We start from the raw sequence: 13,292 nt of genomic DNA on the forward strand, positions 1-13,292 counted from the left end.
GACGCGAGGAGGGAACAACCATGACTCGTTTCACCCGACTGATCGAATCCGTCCGATCACTTGCCGAGCCGGCCCCGCCGGCGACCCGTGGGCAGGAGGTGGCCCGTCTCGGCCTCGGAACCTTCATGTCGTTCGCCGGTGTCTCGCACCTCACGTTCGCCCGCAAGGACTTCCAGGCGCAGGTGCCGGACTGGTTTCCGATCGACAAGGACGTCGTCGTCCTCGCCTCCGGTGTCGTCGAGGTCGCGCTCGGTGCGGCGATGCTCACCCTGCCGCAGCGTCGCGCCGCGGTGGGGGTGGCGCTCGCCGCCTTCTACGCCGCGATCTTCCCCGGCAACATCAGCCAGTACGCCGAGCGGCACGACGCCTTCGGCCTCGACACCGACACCAAGCGCCTCGTCCGCCTGTTCGGCCAGCCCGCCCTCATCGCTGCGGCGCTGTCGGCGGCTGGGTTCCCCCGACGCGGCTCGCGTCGCTGATCTCACCGTTTCGCACCCAAGAAGTGCCTCACCTACAACAAGTGACGACTCGCCCCGATGCGAACGCCACGCGCTGCTGCGCACTGAATCAGCAAGGAGATTGACATGTCCAACGTTCTCTTCGTCGTCACCGGCGCCCGCTCCTGGACCCTGGCCGACGGCTCGAGCGTCCCGACGGGTTACTGGGCGGAAGAACTTCTCACCCCCTACCGTCTGATCACCGGGGCAGGTCACTCGGTCACGTTCGCCACGCCCGGTGGTGTGACGCCGGTGGCCGATGAGGTCAGCCTCGCCCCCGACGCGAACGGCGGCGCGGACGTGCGTCCTGACCTCGACGCGATCGACGGCCTGCAGCACCCCATGAAGCTCGAGGACGTCGTCCTCGGCGACTATGACGCGGTGTTCTACCCGGGTGGGCACGGCCCGATGGAAGACCTTGCGCAGGACGCCACGTCCGGCAAGCTCATCGCGGACGCGCTCGAGGGCAGCAAGCCTGTCGCGATCGTGTGCCACGGCCCGGCGGCGCTGCTTCCGGCGCGGACGTCGGCGGGCGATCCCGTCGTCGCCGGACGCAAGATCACCGGCTTCTCGAATGAGGAGGAGAAGGCCGCCGGCAAGGCTGACAAGGCCAAGTGGTTGCTGGAGGACCGGCTGCGCGAACTCGGCGCTGACGTCTCGACCGGCCCCGCCTGGCAGCCGTTCACCGTCGTCGACGGTGACCTGCTGACGGGTCAGAACCCGGCATCGTCCGAGGCGCTCGCCAAGAAGCTGCTCGAGCGCCTGAGCTGAGCCTGGCTGCGCGACGCGCGAACATTCCGAAGGCGCCTGGATCCCCGTGGGGTCCAGGCGCCTTCGGTTTTCACGGGCGGCCGGCGAACGGCCGATTGGGTTCGGCTCTCACGTGGCGTGGCGCCTCGTCGTGCGAGATGAACGGGCTCAGTCCGCTGCCCCGCGCATCATGGGGATTCTCGCGACGAGGACGACCAGCGAGGTGAGCGCGCAGAAGAGAGCCGGGCTCGCGCTGATGGACAGGCGTGTCGTGAGCAACCCCGCTGCGAGACGAGGTGTGTGCTCGGCACCTCGATGCGCCCGGACGTCGGCCGACGAGCGCCGGCGGGCAGCTTGAGCAGCGTCGACTTGCGTCGTCGTGCACGGCATCGCCGTGACATCCGTGATGGGATGGCTTGAGCGAGACCGGGAGGGTCCCTCGGCGCCTGAGCGCGAAGGCGCCACGGCTCTCGCTGAGGGAGGAACGGCATGACGACGTACCGACGCGACCGCTTCGACGGCTACATCGCGGGCGCAGGCTCGACGTCCGGGCGGCGCTTTGTCGTCGGGGTGTGGGAGCGTTCGCCCCTCGGTGCGTTCGCCGACGTCATGGTGGCGCACCCCGACGGGTGCCGGGAGTTGCTGGCCCCGAGCGAGCAGGTGGCCGAGTACGTCTCGGGCACCTACCAGTTCGATGGGGTGACGCTCGTCGATGTCGTGGTGGATCGCTCGGTTCGTGACGGGGGTGAGCGTTGGGTGGTCCAGGCAGGTGAGCTGCAGCTGTCGCTCGCAGTGGGAGGGCGACTGCTCCTGGCTGCGCCGTTGCTGCCGGTGCGCGGGCCGCTCGTCCACCCGCTCACGGCCCGCCTCATCGACCCCGTGGCGCGCCGGGTGATGACGGGCGTGCGCACCTCGGGTACGGCGGGCAACGGGCGGCGCGAGCATTATCTCGCCCAGGATCTGCATGCCGTCGAGCACATCGAGGGCACGTGGGCGGGCGAGCCGGTGGGAGCGCTGGCCGACGTCGCGCCCGAGCCGAACTTCGGGTTCAGTTCCACCCCGCGCCGCCCCGCCGTCACCCGCGTGACGACGTTCGTCGAGGTGCCGCGGTAGTCGGTGAACAGCGCCGGCGCGAGCGGACGCTCCGCGACCGTGCTCAGACGAAAGAACCGCGTGTCACTGCTGTGACATTGCTTCTCGCACGGCCTCCAGCCACATGACGACGGCAGTGGCGCCCGGGTCTTCGTACCCCTTCGCGCGCTCACCGAGATAGCTGGCGCGCCCCTTGGTGGCGACGGCGTCCGAAGTTCGGGCGGCACCCTCCCGAGCAGCCGTCACGACGGCGTCGATGCCCGAATCGGCCGCGTCCGCGGCAGGCTCCAGGGCGTCGACCATCGTGCCGTCACCGGGCTGGGCGCCGCCGAGTTCCCGGACGCCCGTGACGCCAGCACGCAAAGCGTCACCCCACGACGCACCGTCCGCGAGTGCCTGCGCGGCGCGCAGAAGAAGCATCCCGTACAGCGGGCCCGACGTGCCGCCGATCGCCCGTCGGCATCGCGCGGAGAGTTCCTGGAGCAACAAGGCCGCGTCGCCTTCGCCGGGGTCGTCGAGCCAGGCCCGGGCGCCGCGAGCGAGCGCCGATCCGAGGTCGCCGTCGCCGACGTGCTGGTCGGCCGCGTCGAGTTCGGTGCGTGCGCGCAGAAGGCGCTCGCAGGCAGCGTCGATGACCTGGCGCACGAACGGGTCGGCCTCGCCCTTCGGGCCCCCAGCGCGGTCGGCGGATTCAGGGGTCGTCACGACGCTGAGGGCCGGGCGCCGAGCGTCCGGGAACCCCGGCCACGCGGGCGACGCGGTGGGTATGTCGAGCAGGTCGAGAAGACCGTCGTCAACGGGCAGGAGTGACACGTGCGCACCGGACATGTCGAGGGAGGTGAGTACCGGGCCGGCCCAGAGACGCTCGACGACGACGCCCCGATTCGTCAGGGCGGTGTGCGCACCCCGCGCGACGATGTCGAGTTCGCTCGGCGGGGTGGCGCCGGCGGTGCCGACGAGGGCGACGACGCGGTCACCGTCGACGATCTCGCGGTCGTCGAGGATCCGCCCGACGAGCGTCTGTGCGATGTCATCGGCGCTGGTGAGGCGCGTGCGCTCGACGCCGGGTTCACCGTGGATGCCGAGGCCGAGCTCGATCTCGTCGTCACCGAGTTCAAAGCTCGGTGCGTCCGCGCCGGGGGTGGTGCAGGGGGCGAGGGCGACGCCCATGGTGCCGAGGTGTCCGGTCACCCGTGTGGCCACGTCGTGCACCTCTCGCAGTGTGCTCCCGGATTCCGCAGCGGCTCCCGCTACCTTGTGGACGAGGACGGTACCCGCGAGACCGCGCCGTCCTGCGTGTGTGTCGTCGTCGCTGAGCGCCACGTCGTCTCCGACGACGACCATTTCGACGTCGAGGCCGTCATGGCGGGCGAGTTCGGCGGCCATTCCGAAGTTGAGGCGGTCGCCGGTATAGCTCTTGACGATCAACAGGCAGCCGGCGTCACCGGTGACGGCGCGGATGGCGTCGAGCACCGCGTCGACGCTGGGCGAGGCGAACACGCCGCCACTGACGGCGGCCGTCAGCATGCCGTGTGCCACGTATCCGGCGTGCGCCGGCTCGTGACCCGCGCCGCCGCCGGAGATCAACGCCACCGGCACCGTCGCGCGGTTGTCATCGTTCACGACCCGGTCGGTGCGAACGACCGTCTGGCTCGAGCCGAGCAGGCTGACGTTCGGCTGAAGCAGCACGCGTCCCTCAAGCGATTCCCGAACCACGGCGTCCGCGTCGTTGATGAGTTTCTTCATACGTCCATGCAAGCACGGACGGGGCCCGAACGGTTGGGCGGATGCCTGTGCGGTGGGCCGGGGCCAAGGCCCGGACACCATCCCCTTCACACTTTTGGCGCCCTCGCGGGTGGCGAGTTTGCCGACGGCGTGCGGCTGCTCTCGCAGAGCGTTACCGCGACGGCTGTTCGGTTGCGTCGATGAGTACCTTCAGAACGTAGTCTTCGAAGGTCCGCCCATGCGCCGCTGCCTGCCGTTCGAGCTGGGTGCGCACCTCCTCGGGCACACCGTTGACCACGATGGAGCGCAGTCCCGCCTCGGGCTCGTCGATAACGACGTCACCACGCAGGGCGTAGAGGGCGTGTTCGACGACGTGCGGCTCGACGCCGAGACGCTCCGCGACTTCGGCCGCGAGGCAGAGGTATTGTCTGTACTCCTCGGGGGTCCACCCCCACGACTTCCACCCCAGGGTGGTGGCAACGCGGGAGTCGAGAATCAGCGGCTTCGGGTGGGTTGTGTCAGGCAGCTCGTACCCGAGGAAGTAGATCCACTTCGTGAAGAACGCCGGGCCGAAGTACTTGATCTTGAAGCCACCGGACTGGAGGTCGCGGTAGACGTCGACAGGGTCGGCGCCGCCGCGAATGGCCTGGTAGGAGTCGAACAGCTTGGTCGTGATCCCCGGGTCGGAAAGGGGCCGCTGGCAGCGGTAACTAGTCAGACCTTGGAAACCGGCGCCCCAGCCGCACATGAGCACGTAGAGATCCAGTGCGTCCTCGGGCGTTGCAACCTTCTCGGCGGCGTTGAAGATCTCGCGGCGGGTCACGTCTCGCCGTGCCGGTGAACCCGCCTCGGCAGAACGCAGGTACGGCGCGAGGGGCGTCCCTTCGGGCCACTTGGCGCGCCAGGTAGCAGGGAAGAAGTGTTCCTTCTGCTCGTAGACCTTCTCGTCGGACCACGGCAGGCCCTTTCCACCGCGTATCGCCGCGACGATCTCTTCGACGTTGGTTGTCATCTTTCCTCCGTTGCCCGGCTGTTCTATGGCGTCAGCTTGTCAGGAGGAGGGCGCCCGAGTGCGCCGTTTCGAGATGCCGCTCAGTTCGACTTCGCAGCGCAACCAGCAGGGAACATCAGAACGCCGCCGCCCGAATCGGGCGGCGGCGTCCTCGTGCGACCGGGCGAGCCTCAGTGCACCTTGATCGGGTCGGGCCTGCTCGGGTCGACGGCCTCCGGAATGTGCTTGGTCGTGATGCGCTTGCGGAAGACCCAGTACGTCCAGCTTTGGTAGAGCACCACGAGCGGCGTGAAGATGAGCGCCACCCACGTCATGATGACGAGCGTGTGGTGCGAGCTCGACGCGTTCTCCGTGGTGAGCGACCAGGCCGCGTTCGTCGTGCTCGGCATGACGTTCGGGAACAGCATGACGAAATACGTCAGCACGAACAGCGCGATGGCCACGAACGTGCCCGCGAAGGCTGCGCCCTCCTTGCCGCGCAGGTTGAACGCGAGAGCCGCGAGGAAGAACAGAGCCACGAGCACCGACGTCACCCACGAGGTCACAGTTCCGACCTCGATGCCGAGCCACACGAGCAGCACGACGGCGAGCACGGCAGCGGCAAGCCCCGTCTTCGTCGCGAGCGCACGGGCGTCGTGGCGGATGGCGCCGTCCGTCTTGAGCGCGACGAAGAAGCAGCCGTGCGTCATGAACACGAGCATCGTCACGACACCGCCGAGCAGCGACAGCGGGTTGAGCAGCGTGAAGAGGTTGCCGGTGAACTCCATGTCGGCGTTGATCGGCAGGCCGCGCACCATGTTCGTCAGGGCGACACCCCACAGGATCGCGGGGATGAACGAGCCGACGATGATTGCCGTGTCCCAGCCCTTGCGCCACGCCACCGAGTCACGCTTGTGGCGGTACTCGAAGCCCATGTTCCGCACGATGAGGCCGACGAGGATGATGAGCAGCGGCAGATAGGCCGCGGAGAACAGCGTCGCGTACCAGTTCGGGAACGCCGCGAACGTCGCGCCACCGGCGGTGAGCAGCCACACCTCGTTGCCGTCCCACACCGGGCCGATCGTGTTGAGCAGCACGCGGCGGCGCTTCTCGTTCTCGCCGATGTGGTCGGTGACGGGGTCCGTCACCTGATCCGTCGAGTCCGCCTTGCCCTTGCCGAGCACCGGCAGGAGCATGCCGACGCCGAAGTCGAAGCCCTCGAGGACGAAGTAGCCCGTCCACAGGACGCCGATGATGATGAACCAGAAGGTGGTGAGTTCCATCGTTCAACTTCCCTGTCAGTACGCGAACGAGAGTTCGTCGTCGTTCTTCGAACCGTCGGAGTGCCCACCGGGCAGGTCTTCCCCGTCGTCGGCGACGGGTTCGGCGCCCTTCCTCATGTAGTCCATGAAGAGCTTCACCTCGACCACGGCGAGTGCTCCGTAGAGGAGCGTGTAGACGATCATCGAGGTGAGCACCTCGCCGGCGGAGACGCTCGGGCTGACGCCCTGCTTCGTCGTCATGACGCCGTAGACGACCCACGGCTGGCGGCCGATCTCGGTGAAGATCCAACCGATGCTCATGGCGAAGACGGGGGACAGGGCGCCGACGAGGGCGGCGGGGCCCATCCAGCGGTTGACGGGGTTGCGACCCTTACGGGTGATCCACAGGACCCACACGCCGATGGCCATGCAGATGCCGCCCCAGCCCATCATCCAGCGGAAGCTCCAGTACGACCACATCATGTTGGGCGTGTAGCTGTCCGCGGAGGTGAGCTTGCCCTCGTTGAACTTCTTCTGCAGTTCCGGTTCGAGGTCGTTGACGCCCTCGACCTTGCCGTGGAAGTCGCCCGTGGCGAGGAAGCTGAGCAGGTTCGGCACGGTGACGGCGAACTTCTCCTCCTTGCCGTCGCGGGTGCCGACGGTGAAGATCGAGAACGGGGCGTCCTTCTCGTATGTGTCGTAGAGGGCTTCCGCGGCGGCCATCTTCATCGGCTGCACCTCGGTCATCACCTTGCCCTGGAGGTCTCCGGTGACGACGACGCCGAGGCTCGCGACGAGCATGACGATGGCGCCGACGCGCGAGGCCTTGCGGTACATCGTGAGGTCGTCGGCGGTGGGGGCGACCTTCGTCGCGCCGCCCGTCTCGACGGCGTCAGCGGCCGCGCGGGCCTCGAGGGTGCGCTTGCGCAGGTTCCAGAGCATGACGCCCATGGCGACGGCGCCGCCGACCATGTACGAGCTGAACGCGACGTGGGGGAAGGTGACGAGCTGCACCTTGTTGAGCAGCACGGCGCCGAAGTCGACGAGCTCGGCGCGCTGGGTCTCCGGGTTGAAGCGGTAGCCGACCGGGTTCTGCATGAACGAGTTGGCGGCGAGGATGAAGTACGCCGACAGCAACGTGCCGATGTGCACGAGCCAGATGCAGGCGGCGTGAATCTTGCGCGGCAGGCGGCCCCAGCCGAAGATCCACAGGCCGAGGAACGTCGACTCGAGGAAGAACGCGAGCAGCGCCTCGATCGCGAGCGGCGCACCGAAGATGTCACCGACGAAGCGCGAGTAGTCGCTCCAGTTCATGCCGAACTGAAACTCCTGCACGATGCCGGTGACGAGGCCCAGGGCAAAGTTGATGGTGAACAACTTGCCGAGGAACTTGGCGAGGCGCAGGTGCTGGGTGTTACCCGTGCGCAGCCATGCGGTGTGGTAGCCGGCGACCAGGGCCGAAAGGCCGATCGTGATCGGCACGAACAGGAAGTGGTAAACGGTCGTGATGGCGAACTGCCACCGCGCCAGTTCCAGGACATCCATCGGTTGTGACCCCTCGACGAGACTTGTGAAGACTTTCACAAGAAAGGCTACTCAGGAGTTTCCGATCTCCAGAGGACCTAGGTCCTCACTTGCGGGTGGGATGTGTCACGGGCCTCACTTGCCCGTGGAACCCGATGCGCCGGAACCGGACTGGCCGCCCAGCACGGACGTGATCGGCTTCGCTCCCGAGGGGGCCTTGTACGTCTCGACGGAGTTCCACTTCGAGAACGTGTAGTTCGCCTTCGTGTTCGTCAGCTTCGAGCTGTAGTTCTCGATCTTGACGACCTGCGGCTTGTCGTCACGGGTGACGACGAGCTTGACCGCGTCCTTTGCGTCGGAGGCGCTGACGGTGTACGTGTCCTTGCCCGCGGTCTTCGTCTCGGCGACCTTGGCGTCCTTCGACGCAAGCTTCTTACCGTCCTCGGAGTCGAAGAACTCGGTGAGCATCTGCTTGACGTCGAGCGCCGGGTTGGAGGCGGGATCGTTGGCCGCGCCCTTCCACCACTTGCCGTTGAGCTTCTTCGCGTCGGTGGCGTTGGCGCCGATCTGCTGCCAGAAGTCGGTGTTGGCCTTGAGGTAGGCCTGCTTGCCGATGACGAGCCCCTCGGAGGAGGCCTTGCCCTGCGTCTGGATCTGCTTCTGGTTGGAGCCGTTCGTCGCGCCGTAGGCGCTGAACGTCGTGCGCGTGCCGTTGACGGAGCCGACGATGTCGACGGAGGTCGACTTGGCGGACGTCGACGAGGACTTGGCGTCCTTCGTGAGGTCAGCGGCGCTCGGGGTTCCGCCGCAGGCGCTCAGGGCGAGGAGGGCGGCGCCCGTCGTCAGCGTGGCGGCAGCCGTGGTGCGCAGCGTCATGAGGGGTGACTCCGTATCGCGTCGGGGAGGCTCGGCGGTGAGCCACTGTGCCAAACGCGCGTGGCGCGCCCAAAGTGCCCGGCGTGTCGGGTGGGTGGGATCAGGTCGTGGAGGAGGCTTCGACGGGCGGACGCGTCAGGGTGGTCTTCGGGGCCACGATGTCGGAGTAGTCACCGTCGTAACCGGAGAGCTCGTCGATGCCGGTGCCATCGCCGTCGGTCCCGTACCCCTCGACCTTGCGGATCTGATTGCTCTTGGGATCGATCCAGGCCCTCAGCACACCGTTTTCGTTCTCCACGCAGTACATCCGCTGCCCGTCCAGTGTCTCCATGGTGACCGAGGCGGCCTTGCCGGTGAGCGCCTGGACGATCTCGCTGTCCTCCTCGAGGAGTTCGTCGACGTGAGGCACGATTGTCATGTCCTCGATGGCGGTGCGTGTCCATTCGTCGTCGGGCGAACGCGTCCAACGGTTCGCGTAGTCAGTGGCGTACTCGCCCCAGTACGTCGCATCTCCCTTGACGTAGAGCGTCGCGCCGATGAGGCGCAGTTCTTCTGTGCCGTAGTCGAGTTGCGTGTAGGTCAGTGCTTGGGGCGTACCGATGATTCGGCCCCGTCTCGTCGTGGTGGACATTTCGCCGCCGGGCACGGTGATCGTCGTGCGGATGGTGAGAGTCTTCGTCCGGACGAGCACGTCCTGGGCTCGCGAGATGAGGACGGACGCGGTCGGCAGGTTGTCGGTGCTCGGCAGATTGTCCGTGCTCGGTGTGGCGGCCGGGGTGGTCGACGTGGTGCTCGAGTTCAAGGTGGTCTTCGCCGGCGCGACGCTCTTGCCGGCGACGCTGCATCCACCGAGAACGGCGAGGGCGAGCGGCGCGCTGACGAGAGCCTGCACGCGGCGAGCGCGAGGGGTGGTTGTCAAGGCGGTTCGTCTCCGAGGGGTCGTCAATCGGAGCGAGCGCTCGACTGCGCGCTCATCATGGCACGCGGGTTCGGCGCGCCACCAGAGCGTCAGGTCGTCTTCTCGGTGCCGGATTCGGGGTCGGCAGAACCCAGGTCGAGCGCGCCCTTGGGGGCGGTGACCTCGAACTTCTCGTTCCAGCGCGAGAAGGAGGCCAGCGAGAACTCGTCCTCACCGGGTGAGGCGTCCTCGATCTTGAGCAGGTTGTACTTGCCGTCGGCGCTCGCCCAGACGACGGTGTCACCGTCGGCGCCAGTGATCTTGTACGCCTCCACCCCGTCGACGGTGTCTCGGGTGAGCTCGGCGTCGTCGGAGGCGAGCGTCTTCCACTTCGGGTCGCTGTCGTCGGTCATCGCGTCGAAGATCGGCTTGATCGACATGTCGTCGAGATCGTTGTCGTCCCAGGTCGACGCAGGTGCCTTGACCCAGCGGTCGGCGAACGACGACGCGTCCGGGAGCGTGGGGTCGTCCTCCGCGACGGCCTTCCAGTAGGCGTCGTCGCCCTTGAGGTAGATGTCGGAGCGGATGCGCCGCAACGTGAAGTTGCCGATCTCGTCGCTCGTGAAAACGATGTCGCTCGGGTCGGTGTTGAGGTCTCCGCTGATGATCGCCCGTGGAGACTTCTCGCCCATCGCGTCACGACCGTCGACCCGCAGCGAGGTGTAGGCGTCGATGCGGTCCTGCGTCTTGGTCCAGGCAGCCGTGGCGGAGGGCAGCGTCGTGCTCGATGAGCTGGACGAACTCGAGGACGACGCCGGCGTCGCCGCGCCCGAACGCGACGGCGCCGCCGCGTCCGAGCCCTTCGTGCACCCCGAAAGCGTCACCGCGAGAAGCGCGGTGACGGCCGAGGCCACGCTGAGGGGACGCAGCGGCGCCGTCGTCGTCATCGGAGCGTCAGCCCTTGATGAGGTCGGTCATCTTCTTGGCGCCGCTCGGCGCCTTGATGCCGTAGTCCTTGTCGTGCGAGACGAAGTTGACCGTCGTCATCTCCTCGCCGTTGGACGAGCCCTTGGCTTCCCAGCCCTCGACCTTGAGGACGTCGCGCGAGTCCTCCTTCGAGACCCAGGCCTTGACCTTCTTGTCCTCGCTCTCGATCTTCCAGGCGTCCTTGCCGTCGACCTTCTCCTCCGTGACGGTGGCCTTGTCCGACAGCAGCTTCTTGTTGGACTCGTTGTTGTCGTCCTTGAGTTCCTTGACGAGGTCCTTGAGCGTGTCGCTCGTGTCCCCGCTGTTGCTCTCGGGGGACTCGACCCACTTGTCGGCCATCATCGACGTCATCGCGCTCGATGCGCCGCTGTTGCCCATCGCGGACTTCCAGTAGGCGGAGTCGGCCTTGATGTAGGACTTGCTGCCCACGATGACGGCCTCCATCTTGCCGCCCTCCATCTCGCCCGAGAGCGTCTGCGGGTCGCCGTCGACGTCACCCTTGATCGTGAAGCTCGCCGGCTTGCCGTTGCTCTTGCCCGAGGCCTTGACCTCCATGCTCTTGTACTTGCCGGCCGACTCCTGGGAGGCGTTCCAGGCGTCCTTGGCCTTGGGGGCTTCTTCGCCGCCGCAGGCCGTCAGGCCCATCGTGGCGGTGGCGGCGATTGCGACGGCGGCAGCCGTGCTGCGGAGCTTCATGGTGTTTCCTCCCGTGGGGTGCAATTCTTCGTTGTCAGTCTTACAGACTCGGGGAGTCCGACGCCGCCGGCCTCGCTGAGGTTCCGCCCGAGTTCTCACGCACTGGGCCGGCGGGGCCGTGCGACGTAGCAGAACTGATTTGCGCCGCCGCTCTAACCTTGACGTATGGCAGATCCAATCGCTTCGTTGACCGGTTTCGTTCAGAACGCCATCGCCACGTCGTTCGGCGAGGAGTGGCGAGACGCGGACCCGGTCATCCGACCTGCCAACAAGAAGCAGACGAGCGCCGACGTCCAGGTCAACGCGGCGATGGCGCTCGCGAAGAAGGTGGGCAAGAACCCGCGCGAGGTGGCGACGGCCATCGTCGAGGCCCTCAAGGCGGACTCCGCTGCGATGCAGCTCATCTCGGACGTCGCGATCGCCGGCCCGGGCTTCCTCAACATCACGCTGTCGACGGACTGGGTGGCCGCGGAGGCTTCCACGATCCTGGCCGACGGCACCCTCGGCGTCCTGCCCCCGAGCAAGCTCGAGGTCATTCCGCTCGACTACTCCTCGCCGAACGTCGCGAAGGAGATGCACGTCGGTCACCTGCGCACGACGGTCGTCGGTGACTCGCTCGCGCGCGTGCTCGAGCGCCTCGGGCACACCGTCGTGCGCCAGAACCACGTCGGCGACTGGGGCACGCCGTTCGGCATGCTCATCGAGCACTTGCTCGAGGTCGGCGAGAACAGCCCCGAGGCGGAGCTCCTCGAGACCGACCCCAACGCCTTCTACCAGGCCGCGCGCGTCAAGTTCGACACCGCCGAGAAGGCCGAGCCGGCCGGCTCGAAGGGCGACTTCAACATGCGGGCCCGCAAGCGGGTGACGCTGCTGCAGGGCGGCGACCCCGAGACGCTGGCGCACTGGAACAAGCTCATGGACCGCTCCAAGGCGTACTTCAACCGGGTGTACTCGACGCTCGGCGTGACGCTGACGGACGCCGACCTCGCGGGTGAGTCGACGTACAACGACGAACTCGCGGGCATCTGTGAGGACCTCGAGTCGCGCGGTATCGCGCGGATCTCCGACGGCGCGCTGTGCATCTTCCAGGACGAGTTCACCGGCCGTGACGACGCTCCCGTGCCGCTCATCATCCGCAAGAGCGACGGCGGCTACGGCTATGCGACGACCGACCTCGCCACCGTCCGGCACCGCTCGCAGGATCTGCTCGGCGACCGGCTCGTCTACGTCGTCGGCGCGCCGCAGAACCTGCACTTCCGCATGACGTGGTCGGCGGCCGACAAGGCGGGCTACATCCGGCCGGAGTCGACACCGATCCACGTGCAGATCGGTTCGGTGCTCGGCGCGGACGGCAAGATGCTCAAGACGCGTTCGGGTGACTCGGTGCGGCTCATGGAGCTGCTCGACGAGGCCATCGAGCGCGCCGAGAAGGTCGTCGCGGAGTCGAAGGCCGACATGACGGACGCCGAGCGCGCCGTCGTCGCGCGCCAGGTCGGCATCGGCGCGGTGAAGTACTCGGACCTGTCGGTCTCCCACGACAGCGAGTACACGTTCGACTTCGACCGCATGCTCGCGCTCACCGGCAACACGGGCCCGTACCTGCAGTACGCCGCCACGCGTATCCGCTCGATCCTCGCGAAGGCCGCCGATGCGGGTGCTACCCCGGCGTCCGCCATCACGATCGGTGAGGACGCCGAGCGCGCGCTCGCGCTGAAGCTGCTCGACTACGGCGCCGTCGTCGCGCTCGTCGGCGAGATGCTCGAACCGCACCGGCTCGCCGCCTACCTCTTCGAACTCGCGACGGCGTTCACGGCCTTCTACGAGAAGTGCCCGGTGCTCAAGGCCGACGACGACGCCGTGCGCGACTCGCGCCTCGCCCTGTGCGCACTGACGCTGCAGGTGCTCAGCGACGGCCTCGGCCTCCTCGGCATCGAGACGCCCGAGAAGATGTGACGCCCCAGCGGCGTTTGCGTTGGGGGCCTTGGTGCAGCTGA

12 protein-coding genes are annotated in these 13,292 nt (G+C 67.5%); 4 read left to right on the plus strand and 8 right to left on the minus strand.

Going from position 1 to position 13,292, the window contains the following annotated elements:
- The first annotated feature begins 20 nt into the window (after positions 1-20).
- The 3 genes from EVU97_RS13055 (at position 21) to EVU97_RS13065 (ending at position 2,360) form a co-directional block, all read left to right on the plus strand.
- Positions 21-479, plus strand: coding sequence for a hypothetical protein (locus EVU97_RS13055; RefSeq protein WP_205744922.1), 459 nt, complete (start codon positions 21-23; stop codon positions 477-479).
- A 105-nt stretch (positions 480-584) separates the two neighbouring features.
- Positions 585-1,268: a type 1 glutamine amidotransferase domain-containing protein gene (locus EVU97_RS13060; protein WP_129666429.1), complete on the plus strand. Its 684-nt coding sequence runs from the start codon at positions 585-587 to the stop codon at positions 1,266-1,268.
- Positions 1,269-1,736: 468 nt separating this feature from the next.
- The gene (locus EVU97_RS13065; protein ID WP_047310648.1) at positions 1,737-2,360 is read left to right on the plus strand and encodes a hypothetical protein; all 624 of its coding nucleotides are present in this window, start codon (positions 1,737-1,739) and stop codon (positions 2,358-2,360) included.
- 63 nt (positions 2,361-2,423) lie between these two features.
- On the opposite strand, the gene EVU97_RS13070 is transcribed toward EVU97_RS13065, so the two are convergent.
- From EVU97_RS13070 to EVU97_RS13105, 8 genes are all read right to left on the minus strand, one after another.
- Entirely contained in the window at positions 2,424-4,085 is a 1,662-nt protein-coding gene (locus tag EVU97_RS13070) for a dihydroxyacetone kinase family protein (protein ID WP_129666431.1), read from the minus strand.
- A gap of 151 nt (positions 4,086-4,236) precedes the next feature.
- Complete coding sequence (locus EVU97_RS13075; RefSeq protein WP_047310646.1) at positions 4,237-5,076, minus strand: hypothetical protein; 840 nt, start codon at positions 5,074-5,076, stop codon at positions 4,237-4,239.
- Positions 5,077-5,246: 170 nt separating this feature from the next.
- Entirely contained in the window at positions 5,247-6,338 is a 1,092-nt protein-coding gene (gene cydB, locus EVU97_RS13080) for a cytochrome d ubiquinol oxidase subunit II (RefSeq protein ID WP_047310645.1), read from the minus strand.
- A 15-nt stretch (positions 6,339-6,353) separates the two neighbouring features.
- Positions 6,354-7,862 carry a cytochrome ubiquinol oxidase subunit I gene (locus EVU97_RS13085; RefSeq protein ID WP_047310644.1) on the minus strand — a complete coding sequence of 503 codons (1,509 nt, stop codon included), beginning with the start codon at positions 7,860-7,862 and terminating at the stop codon, positions 6,354-6,356.
- Positions 7,863-7,976: 114 nt separating this feature from the next.
- The gene (locus EVU97_RS13090; protein WP_047310643.1) at positions 7,977-8,717 is read right to left on the minus strand and encodes a hypothetical protein; all 741 of its coding nucleotides are present in this window, start codon (positions 8,715-8,717) and stop codon (positions 7,977-7,979) included.
- Between the two features lie 100 nt (positions 8,718-8,817).
- Complete coding sequence (locus tag EVU97_RS13095) at positions 8,818-9,636, minus strand: hypothetical protein (RefSeq protein WP_129666433.1); 819 nt, start codon at positions 9,634-9,636, stop codon at positions 8,818-8,820.
- A gap of 89 nt (positions 9,637-9,725) precedes the next feature.
- Positions 9,726-10,562 (minus strand): hypothetical protein, encoded by an 837-nt coding sequence (locus EVU97_RS13100; RefSeq protein WP_129666435.1) that lies wholly within the window; start codon positions 10,560-10,562, stop codon positions 9,726-9,728.
- A gap of 7 nt (positions 10,563-10,569) precedes the next feature.
- Positions 10,570-11,298, minus strand: coding sequence for a hypothetical protein (locus tag EVU97_RS13105; RefSeq protein ID WP_118912945.1), 729 nt, complete (start codon positions 11,296-11,298; stop codon positions 10,570-10,572).
- A 165-nt stretch (positions 11,299-11,463) separates the two neighbouring features.
- Between EVU97_RS13105 and argS the strand changes: the two genes are divergently transcribed.
- On the plus strand, positions 11,464-13,251 hold the full coding sequence (argS, locus tag EVU97_RS13110) for an arginine--tRNA ligase (RefSeq protein ID WP_129666437.1): 1,788 nt from the start codon (positions 11,464-11,466) through the stop codon (positions 13,249-13,251).
- The last annotated feature ends 41 nt before the right edge of the window (positions 13,252-13,292 follow it).

The organism is Dermacoccus sp. 147Ba (genome assembly GCF_004151355.1).
GTDB classification, from domain to species: domain Bacteria; phylum Actinomycetota; class Actinomycetes; order Actinomycetales; family Dermatophilaceae; genus Dermacoccus; species Dermacoccus abyssi.